At 61.2% G+C, this 19,465-nt stretch carries 17 protein-coding genes; 7 read left to right on the forward strand and 10 right to left on the reverse strand.

Translation table 11 applies throughout. The features are described 5' to 3' along the window. The first annotated feature begins 2 nt into the window (after positions 1 to 2). The 3 genes from P3T25_RS02570 (at position 3) to P3T25_RS02580 (ending at position 3,960) form a co-directional block, all read left to right on the forward strand. A complete protein-coding gene (locus P3T25_RS02570) occupies positions 3 to 1,310 on the forward strand; it encodes an MFS transporter (protein WP_429357379.1) in 1,308 nt (435 codons plus the stop codon). Between the two features lie 73 nt (positions 1,311 to 1,383). Continuing rightward, a complete protein-coding gene (locus tag P3T25_RS02575; RefSeq protein WP_429357380.1) occupies positions 1,384 to 2,685 on the forward strand; it encodes an MFS transporter in 1,302 nt (433 codons plus the stop codon). Between the two features lie 108 nt (positions 2,686 to 2,793). Continuing rightward, positions 2,794 to 3,960 (forward strand): mandelate racemase/muconate lactonizing enzyme family protein, encoded by a 1,167-nt coding sequence (locus P3T25_RS02580; RefSeq protein WP_429357381.1) that lies wholly within the window; start codon positions 2,794 to 2,796, stop codon positions 3,958 to 3,960. Positions 3,961 to 4,030: 70 nt separating this feature from the next. On the opposite strand, the gene P3T25_RS02585 is transcribed toward P3T25_RS02580, so the two are convergent. Together P3T25_RS02585 and P3T25_RS02590 are read right to left on the reverse strand one after the other, a co-directional pair. Continuing rightward, the gene (locus tag P3T25_RS02585; RefSeq protein WP_408516081.1) at positions 4,031 to 4,960 is read right to left on the reverse strand and encodes a dihydrodipicolinate synthase family protein; all 930 of its coding nucleotides are present in this window, start codon (positions 4,958 to 4,960) and stop codon (positions 4,031 to 4,033) included. A 41-nt stretch (positions 4,961 to 5,001) separates the two neighbouring features. Next, positions 5,002 to 6,000, reverse strand: a complete 999-nt coding sequence (locus P3T25_RS02590; protein ID WP_266261982.1) for a 2-hydroxyacid dehydrogenase — start codon at positions 5,998 to 6,000, stop codon at positions 5,002 to 5,004. Positions 6,001 to 6,144: 144 nt separating this feature from the next. Here P3T25_RS02590 and P3T25_RS02595 point away from each other — a divergent pair, with 144 nt between their 5' ends. From P3T25_RS02595 to P3T25_RS02605, 3 genes are read left to right on the forward strand one after another with little or no spacing between them, the layout of a single operon-like run. After that, entirely contained in the window at positions 6,145 to 7,884 is a 1,740-nt protein-coding gene (locus P3T25_RS02595; RefSeq protein WP_266261983.1) for an IlvD/Edd family dehydratase, read from the forward strand. A gap of 52 nt (positions 7,885 to 7,936) precedes the next feature. After that, complete coding sequence (locus P3T25_RS02600; protein WP_154561958.1) at positions 7,937 to 8,680, forward strand: GntR family transcriptional regulator; 744 nt, start codon at positions 7,937 to 7,939, stop codon at positions 8,678 to 8,680. Positions 8,681 to 8,712: 32 nt separating this feature from the next. Beyond that, complete coding sequence (locus P3T25_RS02605; RefSeq protein WP_266261984.1) at positions 8,713 to 9,519, forward strand: NAD-dependent epimerase/dehydratase family protein; 807 nt, start codon at positions 8,713 to 8,715, stop codon at positions 9,517 to 9,519. Between the two features lie 44 nt (positions 9,520 to 9,563). On the opposite strand, the gene P3T25_RS02610 is transcribed toward P3T25_RS02605, so the two are convergent. The 3 genes from P3T25_RS02610 to P3T25_RS02620 all read right to left on the reverse strand — a co-directional run bounded on the left by P3T25_RS02610 (position 9,564) and on the right by P3T25_RS02620 (position 12,280). After that, positions 9,564 to 10,265, reverse strand: a complete 702-nt coding sequence (locus tag P3T25_RS02610) for a fumarylacetoacetate hydrolase family protein (RefSeq protein WP_429357382.1) — start codon at positions 10,263 to 10,265, stop codon at positions 9,564 to 9,566. A gap of 89 nt (positions 10,266 to 10,354) precedes the next feature. Next, positions 10,355 to 11,314, reverse strand: coding sequence for an AraC family transcriptional regulator (locus P3T25_RS02615; protein WP_266261987.1), 960 nt, complete (start codon positions 11,312 to 11,314; stop codon positions 10,355 to 10,357). Positions 11,315 to 11,380: 66 nt separating this feature from the next. After that, a complete protein-coding gene (locus P3T25_RS02620; RefSeq protein WP_266261988.1) occupies positions 11,381 to 12,280 on the reverse strand; it encodes a LysR family transcriptional regulator in 900 nt (299 codons plus the stop codon). A gap of 171 nt (positions 12,281 to 12,451) precedes the next feature. Between P3T25_RS02620 and P3T25_RS02625 the strand changes: the two genes are divergently transcribed. After that, positions 12,452 to 13,423: an amidohydrolase family protein gene (locus P3T25_RS02625; RefSeq protein ID WP_266261989.1), complete on the forward strand. Its 972-nt coding sequence runs from the start codon at positions 12,452 to 12,454 to the stop codon at positions 13,421 to 13,423. A 32-nt stretch (positions 13,424 to 13,455) separates the two neighbouring features. On the opposite strand, the gene P3T25_RS02630 is transcribed toward P3T25_RS02625, so the two are convergent. The 5 genes from P3T25_RS02630 to P3T25_RS02650 form a co-directional block, all read right to left on the reverse strand. Continuing rightward, complete coding sequence (locus P3T25_RS02630; RefSeq protein WP_266257580.1) at positions 13,456 to 13,854, reverse strand: RidA family protein; 399 nt, start codon at positions 13,852 to 13,854, stop codon at positions 13,456 to 13,458. A 108-nt stretch (positions 13,855 to 13,962) separates the two neighbouring features. Beyond that, positions 13,963 to 15,063, reverse strand: a complete 1,101-nt coding sequence (locus P3T25_RS02635) for an alanine racemase (protein ID WP_429357383.1) — start codon at positions 15,061 to 15,063, stop codon at positions 13,963 to 13,965. 35 nt (positions 15,064 to 15,098) lie between these two features. Beyond that, a complete protein-coding gene (locus P3T25_RS02640) occupies positions 15,099 to 16,040 on the reverse strand; it encodes a glutamate cyclase domain-containing protein (protein WP_429357384.1) in 942 nt (313 codons plus the stop codon). 47 nt (positions 16,041 to 16,087) lie between these two features. Continuing rightward, positions 16,088 to 17,389 carry an MFS transporter gene (locus P3T25_RS02645; RefSeq protein WP_429357385.1) on the reverse strand — a complete coding sequence of 434 codons (1,302 nt, stop codon included), beginning with the start codon at positions 17,387 to 17,389 and terminating at the stop codon, positions 16,088 to 16,090. A 353-nt stretch (positions 17,390 to 17,742) separates the two neighbouring features. Then, positions 17,743 to 19,215 carry an MDR family MFS transporter gene (locus tag P3T25_RS02650; protein ID WP_266257586.1) on the reverse strand — a complete coding sequence of 491 codons (1,473 nt, stop codon included), beginning with the start codon at positions 19,213 to 19,215 and terminating at the stop codon, positions 17,743 to 17,745. Between the last annotated feature and the right edge of the window lie 250 nt (positions 19,216 to 19,465).

Consider the following 19,465-nt stretch of genomic DNA (forward strand, 5'->3'; position numbering starts at 1 on the left):
CCTTGAGTACCCAAACCCCGGCAATACAAATACCTGACAGCGCGGCAAGCAACTCGATCTACACGCGAGTGACCTGGCGCTTCATGCCCTTGCTGTTCGTCTGCTACGTGGTGGCCTATCTGGATCGGGTCAACGTGGGCTTCGCCAAGCTCCAGATGCTCAGCGATCTGAACTTCAGTGAGGCGATGTACGGCTTCGGCGCCGGTATCTTTTTCATCGGGTATTTCTTCTTCGAGGTCCCGAGCAACTTGCTGCTGCACCGGCTCGGCGCGCGCCGCTGGATCGCCCGGATCATGCTTACGTGGGCCGTGCTCTCGGCCGCGACCGCGTGGGTCACCACGCCCACGATGTTCTACGTATTGCGTTTCTTTCTGGGTGTGGCCGAAGCGGGCTTTTTCCCGGGACTGGTGCTGTATCTCACCTACTGGTTTCCATCGCACCGGCGCGGCAAGATGATCGCTTTTCTGATGGCGGGCAATCCGGTGGCAGGCATTGTCGGCGGCCCGATATCGGGGTTCATCATGCAGCGCCTGGCGGGGAACGCGGGGCTTGCCGGCTGGCAGTGGCTGTTCATTCTGGAGGCCGTCCCCGCGCTGATCCTGGCAGCCGTCATTTTCTGGTTCCTCGACGACCGGGTGAAGGACGCAAAGTGGCTGCCGGTTGAGGATCGCGACTTCATTGCATCGGAAATCGATGCGGAAGCACGCACCAAAAGCCACGGTTCCGTGCGCGAGGTCTTCACGTCGCTCAAAGTCTGGACCTTGTGCGCGATTCTGTTCGGTATCGTGATGGGCTCTTATGCCGTTGGCTTCTGGCAGCCGACCATCATAAAGAGTTCGGGAATCACGGACGCCTTCACCATCGGGCTGCTCACTGTCGTGCCTTATCTTGCCGCCCTGATTCTGATGATTGTGGTCGGCCGCCACGCGGACCGCACGCGTGAACGCCGCTGGCACGTCGTGTTGCCGCAATGCATGGCGGCTGTGGGTTTCGTGATGTGCGCCTACGCGGGCAGCAATACGTATATTGCGTTGCTTGGCCTGACGCTTGCTGCTTCGGGCGTGATTACGGCTTTACCTATGTTCTGGGCGTTGCCCACGTCTTTTCTCGGCGGCACCGGTGCGGCCGCCGGCATCGCATTGATCAATTCGACGGGCAATCTCGCAGGCTTCGTAAGCCCCACGCTTGTGGGGTGGCTAAAGACGGTCACGCACTCACTCGATTCGAGCCTGTTCCTGATTGCGGGGTCGCTGATTGTCTCCGCATGCCTCATCTTGACGCAGCTTCCCGCCAGACTTGTCAACAGGTAGCACCTTTACGGCACTCGAAAGAAGTGCCAGATAGCAACGGTCGGTATCGTTAATTACACGGAATAGAGACAACATGAAGACTGGGAAGTATCGCTACGTCGTCGCCTTGCTGCTGTTTATTGCGGGCGCGATCAATTACATGGACCGCGCGGCGCTCGGCGTGGTCGCGCCTGTTCTCAACAAGGAGCTGAACCTTTCGCCGTCGCAACTCGGCGTCGTGTTCAGCAGTTTTTTCTTCGGCTATTCCATCTTCGCATTCGTCGGCGGACAACTCGCCGACAAGTATGGACCGCGTCGGGTCTTCTCCTGGGCGATGGGGGCGTGGTCCATTCTCTGCGGGTTAACTGCGGCCGCGACTGGATTCGGCACGCTGCTGATCTCACGGGCGCTGTTCGGCTTCGGCGAAGGTCCGATGAATTCGACGACCAACCGGACCATCACCAATTGGTTTCCCCGGCATGAAACCGCGACCATGGTCGGCTTTACGTTTTCGGGCCAGACGGTAGGCAGCGCGATTGCTGGACCGGTGGTCGGGTTGGTCGCCATTGCCTACGGCTGGCGCACGTCGTTTGTGATTATCGCGGCGTTCGGGCTGGTGTGGATCGTCGCCTGGCGTATCTTCGCGACCGACAAGCCGGCGCAAAGCACGCGGGTCGGTGAGGCCGAACGCGAGATGGTCGAAGCGAGCCGCAGCGCGGCACACCCGGCAGAAGGCGGCGACGAAAGCACACCGCTGCGCAGCTACCTGTTTCGTCCGAGCACGCTCGCGCTTGGCGTCGGCCTGTTCGCGGTGAACTACACGCTGTTCGTGTTCATCTCGTGGATGCCGAGCTATTTCACCAACGCGCTGCATCTCGACATGAAGCACATGAGCTTTCTGAGCGCGGTGCCGTGGGCATGTGGCGGAATCGGATACTTCGGCGGCGGGCTGGTCGCCGACGCATTTTTCAAGCGCATGAGCAACAAGCTGATGGCGCGCAAGGTCTCGGCGATCGTGCCGCTCGCGCTGTCGGGTCTCGCCCTGGTGGGCGTCAGCATGGTCGATTCCGTGATGCCCGCAGTCCTGCTTGTCGCGTTCGCCGTGCTGTTCCTGACGGCTTCGTCGCAAGCGTGCTGGGCCACCATGCACGAACTTGTGCCAGGCAGGCATCTCGGGGGCGTAAGCGGCTTTGTTCACCTGATGAGCAATATTTCGGGCATCGTCGGTCCGACCATGATGGGTTTTGCGGTCCAGTACTTTGGCGGTTACAGCAGCGGCTTCATGCTCGGCGCGGCGGTCGATCTGGTCGGCGTGCTGGCGATGCTGCTGGTCATCGGCCGGCGCGCGGCAGGCGAGGCAGCCGAAACAGCCGAGACGCATACGACCGCCACATAAGCTCCGTCCTGCCACGCAAGCCGTCAGGGCGGCGCAGGCGGGACGGTGCGCGCGGCCGCACGATCGGTCCCGTGAGCATCGTTATCTTTTTCGAGTCGATCTACTGTTATGAAACACGTCATCGTTGAACCTGAGCAAACCGATTATCAGACACGTTCGCGGATCGTTTCGGTGGAGGCGCGCACCATCCGCGTGCCGCTTGACCGCCACACTGCATTCTCGACCCGGCTCGTCACTGGCCGCGACTACACGGTCGTGCGCGTCACAACAGCCGATGACCATTACGGCATCGGCTTTTGCTACAGCGGCAACCGCGCCGGCATGCTGGTCACGTATGCCGTGCGCGAATTGTTTGCGCCGCTGTTGCGCGGGCGCTCCGCGCTCGATGTCGAAGGCTCCTGGTGCGCCATGTACGACGAGTCACTGCTGCAAGGGCGTGCCGGCTCGGTCATGCGGGCGCTGTCCATCATCGACATCGCCTTGTGGGACCGGAATGCGCGCGCTGCGGGCCTGCCGTTGAGCCGCTATCTCGGCGGCACATGCAGCGCCACCGTGCCGGCCTATGCCAGCGGCGGTTACTACCTCGAAGGCAAGACGCCCGAGCGTCTCGGCGAGGAGATGGCGGGATACGTGGCACAGGGGTTTCGCGCCGTGAAGATGAAAGTGGGGCGGCTCGATCCGCGAAGCGAGGAAGCGCGGATCAGGGCAGCACGAGAAGCGATCGGCGACGACGTGCTGCTGATGCTCGATGCCAACAACGCCTGGACCGACGTTCCGACCGCGCTCGAATACATGCGCCGGTACGAACCGTTCAACCCGTACTGGATAGAAGAGCCGTTCAGTCCGGACGACATCGAGAGCCATGCGCAACTGAGCCGGCGCACGCCGGTGACCGTTGCGACCGGTGAGATAGAAGCAGGGCGCTGGCGGCATCAGGAGCTGCTCGACAAGCGCGCGGCCATGATCCTTCAGTCGGACGCGGCGGTATGCGGCGGGATCAGCGAATGGCGACGGATTGCGGCGTCGGCCGCAGCCGTGGGTGTGACGATGTGTCCGCACTGGTTCCACGATCTGCACGTGCATCTGGTGGCGTCGACGAGCAATGCGCGCTACGTCGAATTTTTTCCTGACGATCAGGTGTTGAATTTCCGTCGGCTAGTGGATACACAACTGTCGTTCGCAGACGGCAAGCTGACCGTGCCGACTCGTCCAGGCCTCGGATTCGACTTCGATGAAGCCGCGCTGAACGAATACGCGCTGGACGACTGGGCGTGAAGCCGAAGCAGTGAATAGCCAGACAAGACCGCCGGATGCGCATGCAACCGGCGGGTGTTTCTTCACGGCATCAGGCGGTGACTTCGATTCCCGGCATCGAGAAGTCGATTTCGCGGAGTGCGGTGGCGAGCGCATCGCACTGCACTTGCGTCAGATCGACGAGAGGCGGACGTACGACGCCCCAGTCGGCATCGTTCGAATAGACGCCTATCGCTGCCTTGAGCGCAGGGATCATCGGGAGCTTGGCGAACACCGCACGCGTGGCATCCAGTGCTGCCTGACGGGCATCGGCGTCGGCCGATTGCCAGTGACGATACAACTGCACGATAGCCGCCGGATTGACGTTTCCGGTTGCCGTGATGCAGCCGACGCCGCCCGCGCGCATGGTGGCCAGCAGGAAGGTCTCGCTGCCGGCGAACACATCGAAGCCATGCGGCTGGAAGCGCTCGAGCATCGCCTGCGTGTTGCTCCAGTCGCCCGAACTGTCCTTCACGCCGGCGATCACGCCCGGGAAAGCGGCTAACAGCCGCTCGATGAGCGCGAGGCTGAGCGGCACCTGGGACACGGGCGGGATGTGATACAGATAAATGCGCAGTGCGTCGGAACCCACGCGCTCGATGATCTGCGCATAGCTGCGGAACAAGCCTTCGTCGGTGACGCCCTTGTAGAAGAAGGGCGGCAGCGTCAGCACATTGTTCACGCCCAGCGAAAGCGCATGGCGTGTCAGTTCGACTGTGTCGGTGAGTGCCGAGCAGCCGGTGCCCGGCATCAGGCGATCGACCGGAATGTCTGCGCCAACCAACGTTTCGAGCAGCCTCATTTTCTCGCTGACTGCGAGCGAATTCGCTTCCGAGTTGGTGCCGAAAACGGCGAGTCCGACGTCCTGTTCGATAAGCCATCGGCAATGACGGACATAGCGGTCGTGATCGGGAAGAAGGTCTCTTGTGAACGGCGTGACCACGGGCGAGTAAACGCCGCGGGGCCGGTTGACTGAGGTCATCGGATGTTCCTTTCGGTTGAAGTGAGAGCTTTTCGCGCCATTCAGCCGGCGATCTGTTGCGCAGACGAGCGGGCGTGGAGCGCTTCGGGATTGACACAGGTCGAGGAAAGCTGGCCGTCGAGTGCGTCGATGAGATTGCGCACCGCGCGCATGGCCATGTTCTCGCGCGTCTGTTGCGTAGCGGAACCGATATGCGGCACCGCTACCACGTTCGGTAACTCGAGCAGCAGCGAGTCCGGCGACACCGGTTCGCGTTCGAACACATCGAGACCGGCGCCGAGAATGCGGCCTTCACGGAGATGCGCGATGAGGGCGGCCTCGTCGACGACCTGTCCGCGAGCACAGTTGATGAGAATGGCCGACGGCTTCATGGTCCCGAGCTCGGCGCTGCCGATCAGGCGCTCGGTGGCGGGCGATAGCGGAACGAGCACGCAGACGAAATCCGCAGTCGCGAGCAGTTCGGGAAGCGGCCGCCATTGCGCGCCGTAGCGCTCCTCGGCTTCGGGGTTGCGGGAGCGATTGGAATAAATCACGTCCATGCCGAAGCCGAGGGCGGCGCGCTTGGCGACCGCGCTGCCAATGCGCCCAAGCCCGACGATTCCGAGGGTTTTGTGATGCACGTCGACACCGAATTGCGCCTCGCCGACAGTACGCGTCCACCGGCCGCGCCGCGTCCAGTCGGCGAGTTCGGAAATGCGCCGGGCGGTCGCGAGGATCAGGCTGAACACAAGGTCAGCGGTGGTTTCGGTGACTTCTTCAGGCGTGTTCGTCAGAACGATGCCGCGGCGCGAGAGTTCGGGGACATCGAACGCATCGAAGCCGGCCGAAATGGTGGACGCGACCTCAAGCAAGGGCGCCGCATCAAGGATCTCCGGCGTTATCTTGAGATTGTTGCCGACCATGCCATGAGCTGTGCCCAGGGCGCGCCTGAATGGCGCGAGATCGCCGGAGGAAACGTCGACCAGCTCGACGGAACAGTGCTCACGAAGAAGCCCCAGCACGGCAGGAGGCAACGAACGATAGGCCACGACATGCTTCATGAAGACCTCGGCGGAATGCTGTTAGAGAGAGTTGATAAGCGGCATCGACCGCAACAAAAAAGAATCGCTTGCGGACAGACTATAAGTATCGGTAAGATTCCCGTCAAGATTATTGATAATCTCATCGAAGATTTAGGAGCGAAAATGGGCGAGAAGAAAAGCGGCTTGCGGCAGGGCCTGACGAACTACGGCGATGAAGGTTTCTCGCTTTTTCTGCGCAAGGCGTTCATCAAGGGAGCGGGCTATACCGACGACGCGTTGTCGCGTCCGATCGTGGCTATCGCGAACACGGGCAGTGCCTACAACCCATGCCACGGCAACGCGCCGCAGTTGATCGAGGCGGTCAAGCGCGGCGTGATGCTGGCTGGCGGGCTGCCTGTCGAATTCCCGACGATTTCGATCGCCGAGAGTTTTTCGCATCCGACCAGCATGTACCTGCGCAACCTGATGTCGATGGACACGGAGGAGATGATCCGGGCCCAGCCGATGGATGCGGTGGTGCTGATCGGCGGCTGCGACAAAACCGTCCCGGCCCAGTTGATGGGTGCGGCGGCGGCGGGCGTGCCCGCTATTCAACTGGTGACGGGCGCCATGCTCACGGGCTCGCATCGCGGCGAACGGGTGGGGGCATGTACGGACTGCCGTCGTTTCTGGGCGAGTTTTCGCGGCGACCAGATCGACGAAGCCGAGATCGAAGCGGTCAACAATCAGCTCGTCGCGACGGTCGGGACCTGTTCGGTGATGGGAACGGCCAGCACGATGGCCTGTATTGCGGAAGCCTTGGGCATCATGCTGCCGGGTGGTGCGTCTGCGCCTGCCGTGACTGCCGATCGCATCCGCATTGCGGAGCGCACTGGCGCGCAGGCCGTGGCGATGATCGGGCGGGACCTGAGTCCGGCGACAATCCTGACGCCCAAGGCGATCGAAAATGCGTTGCGGGTGCTGCTCGCAATCGGCGGCTCGACCAACGGCATCATTCACCTCACGGCAATTGCGGGCCGGCTCGGGATTCGCATCGACCTTGAGCAGCTCGACCGGATGGCGCGCGAGACGCCGGTCCTCGTCGATCTGAAACCGTCCGGACAGCACTACATGGAAGACCTGCATCGCGCCGGCGGCTTGACCACGGTCATGCGCGAGATGAAAGGCCTGCTGCATCTCGACGCGCTCACTGTGACGGGCCGTACGCTCGGTGAGGAGCTGGATCTCGCCCCCGCGAGCTTCCCGCAAGACGTAGTCCGCCCGTTTGACCGCCCGATCTTTCCGCAAGGCGGTATTGCGGTGTTGCGTGGCAATCTCGCGCCGGGCGGCGCGATCATCAAGCAGTCAGCGGCAAGCGCCAGCCTGATGGAGCACGAAGGGCGGGCAGTCGTCTTCGAGGACGCGGAGGATCTGGCTCGCCGTATCGACGATCCGGAACTGGACGTGGAAGCGCACGACGTACTCGTGCTCAAGCGGATCGGTCCGGTCGGTGCACCCGGAATGCCGGAAGCGGGCTACATTCCGATCCCGCGCAAGCTCGGCCGCCTGGGTGTCAAAGACATGGTGCGCATTTCGGATGGACGCATGAGCGGCACGGCGTCCGGTACAGTGGTCCTGCACGTCACACCCGAAGCGGCGATCGGCGGTCCGCTTGCGATCGTACAAACGGGCGACCGGATTCGCCTGAGCGTGGCGGAACGGTCTATCGAACTTGCCCTCAGCGACGAGGAAATTGCAGCTCGTCTCGCCGCGTTGCCGGCGCGCCAGGCCGATCCCGAGGAGCGTGGTTATCGCAAACTGTTCCTGACGACGATCACTCAGGCCGACGAGGGCTGCGACTTCGACTTTTTGCAAGCTACCCGGATTAACGCGACCGTTCCCGGCAGCGGAAACAAGGGATAAAGGTCATATTTTCGTATAGGCTCGCGGGTTAGATCATTTTGCGGACCCTTTTATGAGCAACGCTGCCAAGCCCAAACGCTCCGATGCACCCACTGCGAAGACGGTCGAACGCGACCGCAATGTCGACGAGACGCTGCGCAGCGTCTCAGACGAGCTCGAGGAGCAGATCGTCCTTGGCGTTCTGCATCCACGGGAACGGCTTGTGGAAGACGATCTGTGCGAGCGCTTCAACCTGAAGCGCCACGTCGCACGCCAGGTGCTGGCGGAGGTGGAGCGGCGCGGCCTGGTGGAGCGCCGCAAGAATGTGGGCGCGGTGGTCAAGTCGTTTACGCCGCGCGAGGTTACCGAACTGTATGCGCTACGCGAACTGCTAGAAGCAGACGCGGCGAGGCGCATCGTTTTTCCGGTCACTAGCGAAGCGCTCGATGCGTTAACGGCAATACAGGCGGAGCACGACGAAGCAGCCGTCGCCGGAGATCTGCGGCGTGTGTTCCGCGCGAACATGGCCTTTCACCATGCGTTCTTTGCGTTGTCGGAAAGCCAGGTTCTAACCGAGGCGATTCACGAGTATGAGCGCCGTACGCATGCCATCCGTTCGGTATCGATCGTGTTTCCTCAGTATCTGGAGAAGGCTCGCGCCGAGCATCACCAGATGATCGAGGCGCTCCGAACCGGCGACCGGGAATCGTTGATCAAGTTATGCCGGGAGCACCTGGTGCCATCGCGCGATGCATATCTTGAAGCGCATCACCGCCGCTCGGCCGGCTACGCCGTACAGAAAGGCGAAACCGATTAACCGTATTTACCTGAATCACAGAGAGGGTATCAATGACTCGAGTACTGATTACCGGCGCGGCCGGTCACATTGGACGTGTGCTTCGCGCCGGTTTCCAGGGCCACTATGCACTGCGCCTCGCCGACATTGCGCCGCAGGCGGAGGCGCAGGCAGGCGAGGAAATCGTGACCGCGGACATCACGCGGCTCGAGGATCTTCTGTCGGCCATGAAGGGTGTCGATGTTGTCGTGCATCTTGCCGGCATTCCTGACGAGGATCGCTGGGAGCGCATCCGCGATATGAACATCGAGGGTTGCTACAACGTGTTCGAAGCGGCGCGGCAAGCGGGCGTCAAGCGCGTGGTGTTCGCGAGCTCGAACCATGCAGTGGGTTTTCATCGTCGCGACCGGATGATCGATAACAGCGTCGAGCCGCGCCCTGATAGCCGCTACGGCATCTCGAAGGTGTTCGGCGAGGCGCTTGGCCGGATGTACGCCGACAAGCATGGCATGTCGGTTGCGTGCATCCGGATTGGCTCGTTCCGCCCGGACGACCGGCCAACCGCACCGCGGCACCTCTTCACATGGATCAGCCATCGCGACATGGTGCAGGTGGCGCGCCGCTGTATCGACTATCCGGACTTTCACTTCGCGGTCGTGTATGGCGTATCCAATAACGCGCGCAATCGCTGGGACAATGCCAACGTGCGTTATCTCGGGTTCGTGCCGCAAGACGATGCCGAACTGCACGCGGCTGAGATCGAGGCCATGGGAAAGGTGGAAGATGCGCGTGAAGCGCTGTTTCATGGCGGCTTCGGCTGCCTTGTCGAATTCGACGGGGATCCGCTCCGGATCGATTGAGCATGGCGGGCCCCGTCGGACGATTGCGTCGCGTTAAAGCAGGCTCATCCGACTAGCGGGCCCACCTCGAAACTGAAGTTCGCAACGCCATCCACTCCGCCTGCGACCTTGTCGCCTGGGCGGAGTGCGCCTACGCCGGCGGGTGTTCCGCTGAAAATCAGGTCTCCCGGCTGCACAGTGACGGCCTGAGAGACGTAACTGATGATGTCCGCGACAGGCCAGATCATCTCGCTGAGATCGCCTTGCTGGCGGACTTCGCCATTCACGGACAACCATATCCGTCCGCTGGACGGATGCCCTAACTCGGACGCCGGCTTGATCTCGCTCACCGGCGCAGACGCATCAAAGCCTTTCGCCCAGTCCCACGGGCGGCTCAGTTTCTTCGCCGTCGCCTGGAGATCCCGGCGTGTCAGATCGACTCCGACACCATAACCCCAGACAAAATCGAGTGCGTTTTCGGGGGCGATGGCCTTTCCTTCCTTGCCGAGCGCAATGACGAGTTCAATCTCATGGTGCAAGTCGGAGGTAAGGGGAGGGTACGGAAGCACGCCGGTCGCTGGCACGACGGCATCGGCAGGCTTGGAAAAAAAGAACGGAGGATCCCGGTCCGGGTTGGCACCCATTTCGCGCGCATGCTCTGCGTAGTTACGCCCGACACAGAACACGCGGCGCACGGGAAAGCGGCTCGTCGAGCCGCTGACAGCAACGGAGGTGATCGTGGGTGGTGTCACTGAATATTCGGTCATGGTAAGCCTCGCGAGTAGTATTGGCCTACCGACGATATCGCCCTGCGAACGCGCCGTGCAGGACAAATCCGCTGAACACCAGGACGATCTTACGATGCTCCTTTGCGCGCGGTCGCGCCACCGTCTCGTTGAACCGCACGCCGGTGCATGTCGCGAAAGTCGCTCGGCGATTGACCGACTGACTGACGAAACCGCCTCGAAAAATAGGCTTCGTCGCGATAGCCGACCAGAAACGCAATGTCCTTGATGCGCCGGTTGTCGTTTGCCAACAGATCCTTTGCGCGTGCGATGCGTCGCTCGGTCACCCACTCGACAAATGTCCTGCCTGTCTCCTTCTTGATCAGATGCGTAAGGTAGTTCGGCGATAGAAACGCAGCGGCGGCGGCAGAGGTCAGAGACAGTGCGTCGCTCGCGAGATGTGCGTTGACATGATGGTCCACGCGGACCAGAGCGTCTCGTCGGCCGAGTCTTTGGGCATTGCGCGAGGAGAGCCGAAGCAGCTGATCCGCATGTCGCTGGCATACGATCCCGATAAGCTGAAGAAGGTATCCGCGCAGAAGAGCGGTTGAACCGAAGCGCCGCATCTCATTGACCTCCAGCATGCGTGACAGAACCGGCTCGATTTCGGCGAGATCGGCGTCCTCCAGAATGAAGTCGATGTACTCCTGAAGCCTGAATGGGGCGAGTTCGGGAGCCTGCGTGATCGACACATCCTCGAGGTCAAGGGGATCCGCGATTCCGTCCGTATTGGCGCGCAGAAACGATTGCGTAAAGTTGATGACAATGAAGCGCGAATGCGCGGGGTGCGGTATCAGATGCAAGCGATGCGGCAGGATAAAGGCGACCGCACCCGCAGGAAAGGGCCTGCGCACTCCGCCAATATGCTGTTCGGTGTCCCCGCCGAGGTTGATCTGAATTTGAAAATATTCGTGCTTGTGCGGCTCTTCAATCGCGGGGCGCGACGCTTGGTCGCGTATGTAGAAATCCAGACGATCGCTTCGCTCGGGCATCGCATAGGTGCGTGATACCACCACCGGTGATGCGTTCATGACTGTGTACTCCGATTGATTCATGCTTGCCGGTGCGTTGAACCCTTAACGGCGCCCTCGCGCCGACTACCCCGGAATCAGCACGCGACTGCGTGTGAGCACCTCTTTTGCCAGCTCCACGATGGTATCCGCGCCGCTAAGACACTCTTCCTGATAGGCGACAAAAAACCCCTGCTGAGTGATCGGCCGTTCAGTGTTCAGCACGTGAATCAGCCCGGCATCGATCTCCGCGAGCATGATTGCGGGCGACAGCACGGCCGCCGCATGTCCGGCCGCGACCAGCCGCGACATCATCGTCAGGGAATTGCATGAGCTGATGTTGTCCGGATTGCAACCGGCGCTGCGGAACCAGTTCATTACAAGCGAATGGTTCGATGACGGTTGCGAGACGGTGATGATCGGTACCGACGCAAGATCATGAGGCGCGACATTGCAGTTGGGCACGAGTTGCGGCGACGCAACCCAGTGCAGATCGGTGTAGCCGATGGCGGTCTCGACCACGTGAGGCGCATCGGTGGAATCGTTCAGTATCGCTATGTCCAGTTCGTGCGCGCCAAGCTTGCGTCCGAGTGTGACACCCACATCGATCGTGAGTTCGATCTTCATGTGCGGATATCGCGTCTTGAGTTGCGTCAGTAGATCTGCAAGCCCCGCGTGGGCGATGGACTCAATCGCGCCGAGACGTAGAAGCCCGTACATGGGGTCGGTACGCTTCGCTATCTGTTCGAGCTTTTCGGCGAGCTTTAGCACCTGTTCCGCATTGGCGAGCGCATCGCGGCCTGCGAGCGTGAGTTCGGAGCGGGTCCGACTGCGCGTGAAGAGCTGCACGCCGAGATGTTCTTCGAACTCCTGGATGCGTGCCGAAATGGTCGGCTGCGTGAGGTGCTGATGACGCGCCGCCGCATGAAATCCACCTAACCGCGCCACCCAATAAAAGGTCTCAATTTGCTGAAGAGAAATGCGCATGATCGAAGGTTTCTATCAGATGGTCTCGCTAACTTTGATTATCTCCCGGAAAAATTGCATGCGTATAGTGGTCCACTCTTTTCGTTGCGCCGTAACGTAGTGCGTCGTTGGTCATTTTGCAGCAGGGCAGTCCGTAGCTCCGATCGACCCGCCGGCTAAAGGAGATGCCGTTTGAAGCAAAAGAAGCAAGGCCACCGTGATAGACCCCAAGACGGCATAGACCCTGGCCGCAGCAACTGGGCGACCGACCTCGCGACTACGCCGGCCTCATCCGGCGAATCTTCTTTCCTCGAGGAGCGGGCGCGCGTCGCCGGTACCGGGCAGCCGTGCTTTCCGGTTCCGCCGAAGGCGACCGACAGTCATCACCATATCTACGATGCGCGGTATCCAGTCGATCCGTCTGCGCAATTGCAGCCGCCTGACGCAACGGTCGCCGACTATCGCGCGCTGCAGCGGAGGCTGGGCGTCGAGCGACATGTCGTCGTTCAACCGTCTACGTATGGAACCGACAATCGTTGCCTGCTCGATGCCCTGTCGCAGTTCGGAAAGACCGCACGCGGCATCGCGACCGTGCCCGTCACCGTGACGAATGGTGAGCTGGCCGGTCTTCATGATACGGGCGTACGCGGGCTGCGCTTTAACCTCGAATACCTGGTTGGCGTCACGGTATCGATGATGGAGCCGCTCTCGAAGCGGATCGAACCGCTCGGCTGGCACATTCAGGTCAATGCCACCGCTGCACAGCTACTCGCGCATCGACAGTTGCTTGCTAATCTGTCGTCGCCGCTCGTGATCGATCATATGGGGCAGATTCCGCAACCGGGCGGCGCGGAGCATGCCGCGTTCCGGATGGTCGAGGCGCTGCTGGCCAACGGCCGTACCTGGGTCAAATTGAGCGGACCCTATCTCGTGTCGCGAAGCGGAGCGCCGGTCTACGCCGACGCCGGAAGGGTCGCGCTCAGGTTTGCCCAGCTTGCCGCGGACAGGATGCTGTGGGGATCGGACTGGCCTCATCCGACGCAAGCGGCCGATAACAAGCCGGACGCCGCCCGCTTGCTGGACGATCTGACGCTGTGGATACCTGACGAATCGACGCGGCATCGAATCCTCGTCGAAAATCCTGCAAGGCTCTACGGCTTCTAGCGTGCGTGCGTGCGTACGGTGCGCCGTCTGCTTCAGCGCGTGCCGATGTAGGCAACCACGTCGATCTCCACGAGCACACCCTGCAGACCGGCTTCCACCGTCGTTCGCGCCGGTTTGTGCTGGGCAAACCAGCTTGCATAGAGTGCGTTGAAGCGGCTAAAAAGCGTTAAGTCGGTTAGATAGACTGTGACCTTGACGACGTCATCCAGTCCGGCGCCGGCGGCGGCCAGTACCCGCTCGACATTGGCGAGCGTCGCACGGGTCTGCTCTTCGATCGAGTCGCCGATCACCTTCCGGTCGGCGTCGCGCGGCGTCTGGCCAGACAGGAAGACGAAGTCGCCCGCGACCATCGCTGAAGAATAGTGCCCGCCTGGTTTGAGGTCGGGTGGATTGACACCACGCAATGCGCGGCGCGTGCCACTGTCGTTCATGTTTTTCCCATCGCCTTGATGTGGCGTTTTTCCGACTTGCCGCATGACGTGCGCGGCAAATCGCGTTGTATCACTTCAGTCGACGCCTCCCGCTGCGGGCCTCGCGGCCTAGCGACGGCTCCCGAGTTGCTCACGCACTTCCCACGACCCTTCGGTGTTAAGCACCATCGCGCTAGGGTAGAGATAGGCAGTCGTGCAAGCGTGGCGCGGCAGCAGCATCACCCGGTCGCCGACAGCCAGATCGGTGTCTTCGACCACAACGTGCTCTTCGCTCATCATGATGATCTTGCCGTCCCAGCGAAAGCGCTCGGCCAGCGGCTTGTCCGGCGAGATGGCCTTCGAGCCCGCATCGAGCGTGGCGGTTGTGCTGTTGCGTGAAATCACCGTTGCCAGTACATATGCACTTGGCGTCCAGCCGAGCGCGGGCAACTCCAGGTCGTGTTGAGCGCTCGAATAGGTCCAACTGCCCGGGGATACGAAATCGGCGAGCGTGCGCGGCCACAGATCGAACGTATAGCTGCCCCCGGCGATGAGTCTCGTCGACAGTCCGTCTGCATCGGCTGCGCGCGTCAGCGCCGCCACTTTCTCCACGATGGCGGCCACCCGCGTGCGGCGTGCGGCACTGTCGAGATCATGGATGTGGCCGTCGTAGACATGCCATCCTCCAAAGCAGCCGATTGTGGCCAGTTCGCGGGCCAATTGCAGCGTCGCCGCTGCTATCGGCGCGCCAGTTCTGCCCATGCCGGCATCCAGATCGATGAGCAGGGCGAGATTGGTCAACGGCGCCCCGTTCGTCGCGAGACGCCACGCGGCTACGCCAGCCGCCGAGTCGACGAGCGCGTCGACCCGTGAGTCCGGATGAGCGTGCGCCAGCGCGAGCAAGGTACGGATATGAGCGCGGTTCACGGTCGGATACGCCCAGACGACGTGTTTCGCGCCGGCCTCGAGCACCATCGCCACTTCCGCCACGGTAGCGGCCTTGAACGCAGTTACGCCTTCGCGAATCAACCGCTTGACGACCCATCCGGCGCGATGCGTCTTCACATGCGGCATGAGCCGCTCAACCCCTCCACACGCACGGGCAGTCGCATACAGGTTATCGACGATGCCGCGCTCGGATACGATGAAACACGGTGTCTGCAATTCATCTGGCAAGCTGGCTGCCCACGACGGCGCACGTTGGAGAGTGGTGCTCGAAAGGTCGGACATGGTTGGTACGTTAAGAAATAAAAAGGGCGTCGCGCTCACGCGTGCGACGGCACTGCGAGGTATCCGTCGACGTGCGCCCTGAGCTGACTGAGCACTTCTGCATGCTGTTCCCACGACAGCCGGTCGACGCTCATCTTCGGCGTCGCGGGGCGGTCGATGCGGCTATCGTCAACCGCCTGCCCGACGTCGACGGCCGCGGCGAGATACGCCCGGTCGCGCTCCGGCGTGAAATCGGTGAGCAGCCGCCTCGCCGCGTCTCGCGGCGCGACCATCGCCATTGCGGATACCAATCCCCAGCCGCCCCAGTTCGAGACGCTGGAAACAATCAGATAGTCCGCGGGAATGGCTGCGCTGATCAACGGGCCGTTGGGAATGTCGTCGTGGACGATTTCCTCGGGCAGCACGCCCATGCCGATTTCATTGCCGCCGTCGCCGATGCCGATCGTGACCCACGGACGCGGCCACTCGGGATCCTCGAACAGAAGGTGCAGCGGAGCGGTATCGTCGGACATGTCCGCGCCGTACTCACGATGCGGCTTGCCGTCGCTCGCGGGCGACACCCGCTCGATCGCGACCATATGCGTGATCGGACGTTCGGCCTCGCTTAGCCTGGCTCTCAGCGACTTGACCGATGCCGCGCTGACCGAGGTGATCTCGAACGCCACGTCTTTCGGCAATTCCGTGGTGACTGCCCAGACGGCCTTGCAGCATGGCGCGTCCGAGATCACTGTGACCGGTATGCCGAGGTTCGAAAGTGCGGCGGCCAGATGGGCCATGCCGCCCAGTCCGTCCGTCTCCGGCGAGGGCGGGACGGCATTGCGTATGAAGAAACCGGTCACGATACCGACGTGGGCGTTCGGCGTGCTCATGATCGAACGCGCGGCCGCTTCCAGCTGACCTTCGACGAACCGCTTCATGCGGCCAATGTCGCGCCGGACGGTTTGGCCAATGATGTCTTCGACTTTTGCTATTCCCATTTTCCAATCTCAGTAGCAACGTTGTTCACGCGAGGCGCGACGATCGTTCAGACCGGAATCTTCGTTTCATAGTCGATTCCGATCGAACAGAGCAGCAGGCCGACGCCCATTGCGGCGAAACACATCAGCGCGAGGAAATAGGAGCCGGTGAATTGAACGATTGCGCCGATCGCAATCGGGATCACCATGCCGCCGATATTCCCGCCGAAGTTAAGCAGTCCGCCAAGCGTGCCCACCTTGTTGCGCGAGGCGAGCATCGCGGGGATCGACCAGTACAGACCGCCCCAGCGCAGAAAAAAGAGCGTGATGGACAGCAGGATCACGACCATGGTGGGGCTCGTCGCATGTGCCACCGAAAACACCGCAATCGTGGCAACCACGCCGGCGATGCCGAAAATCGTGCGCATGACGCGGTTCGGCGCGGCGCCGCTGGCGAGCCACTTGTCGGCAACATAGGCACCGGAGAGTTCGCCGATAAACCCGCAGAAGAAGATCACAAAGCTGGCGCCGCCCATCTGCTGAATGTTGAAGCCCTGCACCTTCTGCAGATAGGTGGGCATCCAGGTCAACAGGCCGTAGTAAAGCGTCGTGCAACACATGAAGCCGACGAACATCAGCAACACTGAGCGATACCTGAAGAAATCGAGCGAGTTGCCTGACAGGTTTTTCGCTTCCTTTTCATCTTCCTTGCGCCGGGATAGTTCGATGTGTTCCGCTTCGGCTTCATTGACGCCGGGATGTTCGTGCGGTTGATTCTTGATGTAGTACCAGGCGCCGACGCCGCACAGGATCGTGCCGACGCCGGCGATCGCGAATGCGGTTCGCCATGAGTGCGCGACCACGATCAGCCAGGTGATCAGCACCGATCCAAGCGCTGCGCCGAGCGGCGAGCCGCCATCCATCAGCGATGCGCCACGGACCCGCTCATGCTGCGTGAGCCACATTGCATTGAGCGCACCTCCCGCTGAGGCCACGGGCGCTTCTGCGACGCCGAGTCCGAGCCTCGTAGCGAGCAAGGACATCGCATTGGTCGTCAATGCACCGAGGCCTTGGAAGGCACCCCAGAGCAAAGTGCACAGCGCGAGGACCAGGCGCGGCTTGAAGCGGTCGACCGCCATGCCGCCTGGAATCTGCATCAGCGTGTACGACCAGAAGAACGAACTCATAATGATGCCTTGCATGACCGGCGTAAGCGTGAACTCGCTTGCGATCATCGGCATTGCGACGGACAGGGATGCACGATCGATGTAGTTGACCGTGACCAGCAGCAACATGATGAGAAAAATCTTCCAGCGAACTGATGTCTTCGGCTGGGCGTACGCCACGACCGCTGCAGGTGCTCTGCTCATGCCTGTTCTCCTGATTCGCTGTTTGAATGTCAGATACACGCCCGGCGCGTTGCGCATCGGCGATGTATGGACCGGTTATCTGCCACGCCGCAGGCGCCCGTTCCGTGCTGCTTGAAATTGAGTATAGGCGCGTGGTTCCGAGTGCAGATAATCGAAAGTGGCCCGGGCAATCGATAGAAATCGCTGATCACGGGTGCACGCCTCGTGCAGGTTTCTTTTTCACGTGGCATTGCGCGTTACAGGTTCCGCGTTCGAGAGCTCGTCGAAATGATGGCCGGGAGCGGTCTGTTGTTCGCACAGACGACGATCATGCGCTGGGTCAAAGGGGATTGGGTGAGGAACAGGCCTGCGTATCAATTGGTTGCGGGTTCGCTCCTTCGCACGAGATTGATGGTGGGTACAAGCATCAGGGAGACGACCGCACCGATCGATATCATCAGGATGGAAGAGAACGTGAGATGGAGGGACTGGTGGAGCGCAAGTCTCACCGCAGCGTTGACGATAGCGTTGGCCGGTACCGAGCCAAGAAGCTGTCGCAACTGATCGGAGGTAACCGCTGCGGTGCCGGTCGAATGAGCAAGCCCATAATTCAGAACCGCACCAAACACGGCTGCGCCAAGCGTGCTGCCGAGGTTACGGGAGAAGAGGTTGGACGCCGTCGCGCTGCCGCGTTCCGACGGTTTGACGATTTCCTGGATCAGAATAAGTGAGCTCACGCTAACTACTCCCATTCCAAAGCCCATAATCAACGAGCCGATTCCTGCAAACAGCGGTGTGCTCTGTGGGGTCAGGGCCGCGAAGACCATGGCGCCAATCGGCAAGAACACGCTGCCGCCGATGAGGGTGCGCCGCAGTCCGAGCCGATGGAAGGAGCGTGCTGCAATGGTAGCGCCGGTTGGCCAACCGACCATTATCATAGTCAACGCGAGGCCTGCCACCACCGGGGACCTGCCCAAGACGCCCTGTACATACATGGGAAGGAAGCTGGTCAGCCCCATTAGCGCCATTCCCGAAAGGACAGTAGCTGCATTGCAGGCCGCGATTGGCCGGTGCCCCCACAAGGAAAACGAAATCATGGGGTCGGCAGCCCGTTGCTCCTGGAGAATGAAGAGTGCGCCGCATATCACGAACAGAGCGAACTCGAGGATGGTCCAAGTACTGACGAATGTCCCGGCATTCGTCAGCGCCACCATGAGAGCGCCGATGCATGCAGCGAAGAGCGTTGCACCGAGGATATCGATCGAAGGGCGTTCGCGCCTTTCCTCTTCATGTAGAAAGACGATGAAGCCGGCGGCGGAGGCGAGGCCAATTGGGATATTGATCCAGAAGATCCAGGCCCATGAAAGGTCGCGAATGAGAATGCCACCTGCCATCGGTCCGACGACCGCAGCGATGGCCCAGACACTGGCGAGATAACCCTGAATTTTCCCTCGTTCGCGTGCTGGATACAGGTCGCCCACGATAGTGAGCGCAACAGGCTGGATCGCTCCAGCGCCGACACCTTGAATCATTCGAAACGCGATCATTGCGGGCATGGACCGTGCAAAACCCGCGAGCACTGATCCCACCAGAAAGATCGCGATGCCAACGAGCATGGTGGGCTTACGACCGTACAGGTCAGCGAGCTTGCCGAATACGACCGTCATCGCGGTCTGCGTGAGCAGAAACGAGGAGAAGACCCAGCTATAAAGATGCAGCCCGCCCAATTGAGTCACGATCTGTGGCATCGCTGTAGACACAATGGTCGCTTCGATAGCGACCATTGCCATTGACGCCATGACCGATGCAATAACGAGCGGTCGTACTGTTTTCAGGTGTTGTGACATGCCGTTTTGTAGAAGGGGCGTCGTCCGCGGTCAGACTTGCTCCTGTAACTTGAGTGGATCTCGGGCCATTCCAGAAATCCGGCGTGACGCGGCCATGAAGATCAGGACGTCTCGAAAAGCGGATTGGGGCGAGTCAGCGGCTCGCGCCCACGGACGATATACTCTATCAAATCACAAGTCTTCATGTGAAGACTTATCTGATAATTATTGAGGGACGGAGAGTCATGAAGGTCAAACCCAACGATGTCAA

The sequence above is a fragment of the Paraburkholderia sp. GAS32 genome (assembly GCF_050434225.1).
Classification (GTDB): domain Bacteria; phylum Pseudomonadota; class Gammaproteobacteria; order Burkholderiales; family Burkholderiaceae; genus Paraburkholderia; species Paraburkholderia madseniana.

Bases quoted from the DNA above. Each gene is read 5' to 3' on its own strand.
- P3T25_RS02635 (WP_429357383.1), bottom strand. From the start codon at position 15,063: ATGTCCGACCTTTCGAGCACCACTCTCCAACGTGCGCCGTCGTGGGCA.
- P3T25_RS02585 (WP_408516081.1), bottom strand. From the start codon at position 4,960: ATGACCTCAGTCAACCGGCCCCGCGGCGTTTACTCGCCCGTGGTCACG.
- P3T25_RS02630 (WP_266257580.1), bottom strand. From the start codon at position 13,854: ATGAACGACAGTGGCACGCGCCGCGCATTGCGTGGTGTCAATCCACCC.
- P3T25_RS02620 (WP_266261988.1), bottom strand. From the start codon at position 12,280: ATGCGCATTTCTCTTCAGCAAATTGAGACCTTTTATTGGGTGGCGCGG.
- P3T25_RS02615 (WP_266261987.1), bottom strand. From the start codon at position 11,314: ATGAACGCATCACCGGTGGTGGTATCACGCACCTATGCGATGCCCGAG.
- P3T25_RS02605 (WP_266261984.1), top strand. From the start codon at position 8,713: ATGACTCGAGTACTGATTACCGGCGCGGCCGGTCACATTGGACGTGTG.
- P3T25_RS02640 (WP_429357384.1), bottom strand. From the start codon at position 16,040: ATGGGAATAGCAAAAGTCGAAGACATCATTGGCCAAACCGTCCGGCGC.
- P3T25_RS02595 (WP_266261983.1), top strand. From the start codon at position 6,145: ATGGGCGAGAAGAAAAGCGGCTTGCGGCAGGGCCTGACGAACTACGGC.
- P3T25_RS02590 (WP_266261982.1), bottom strand. From the start codon at position 6,000: ATGAAGCATGTCGTGGCCTATCGTTCGTTGCCTCCTGCCGTGCTGGGG.
- P3T25_RS02610 (WP_429357382.1), bottom strand. From the start codon at position 10,265: ATGACCGAATATTCAGTGACACCACCCACGATCACCTCCGTTGCTGTC.
- P3T25_RS02650 (WP_266257586.1), bottom strand. From the start codon at position 19,215: ATGTCACAACACCTGAAAACAGTACGACCGCTCGTTATTGCATCGGTC.
- P3T25_RS02580 (WP_429357381.1), top strand. From the start codon at position 2,794: ATGAAACACGTCATCGTTGAACCTGAGCAAACCGATTATCAGACACGT.
- P3T25_RS02645 (WP_429357385.1), bottom strand. From the start codon at position 17,389: ATGAGCAGAGCACCTGCAGCGGTCGTGGCGTACGCCCAGCCGAAGACA.
- P3T25_RS02600 (WP_154561958.1), top strand. From the start codon at position 7,937: ATGAGCAACGCTGCCAAGCCCAAACGCTCCGATGCACCCACTGCGAAG.
- P3T25_RS02575 (WP_429357380.1), top strand. From the start codon at position 1,384: ATGAAGACTGGGAAGTATCGCTACGTCGTCGCCTTGCTGCTGTTTATT.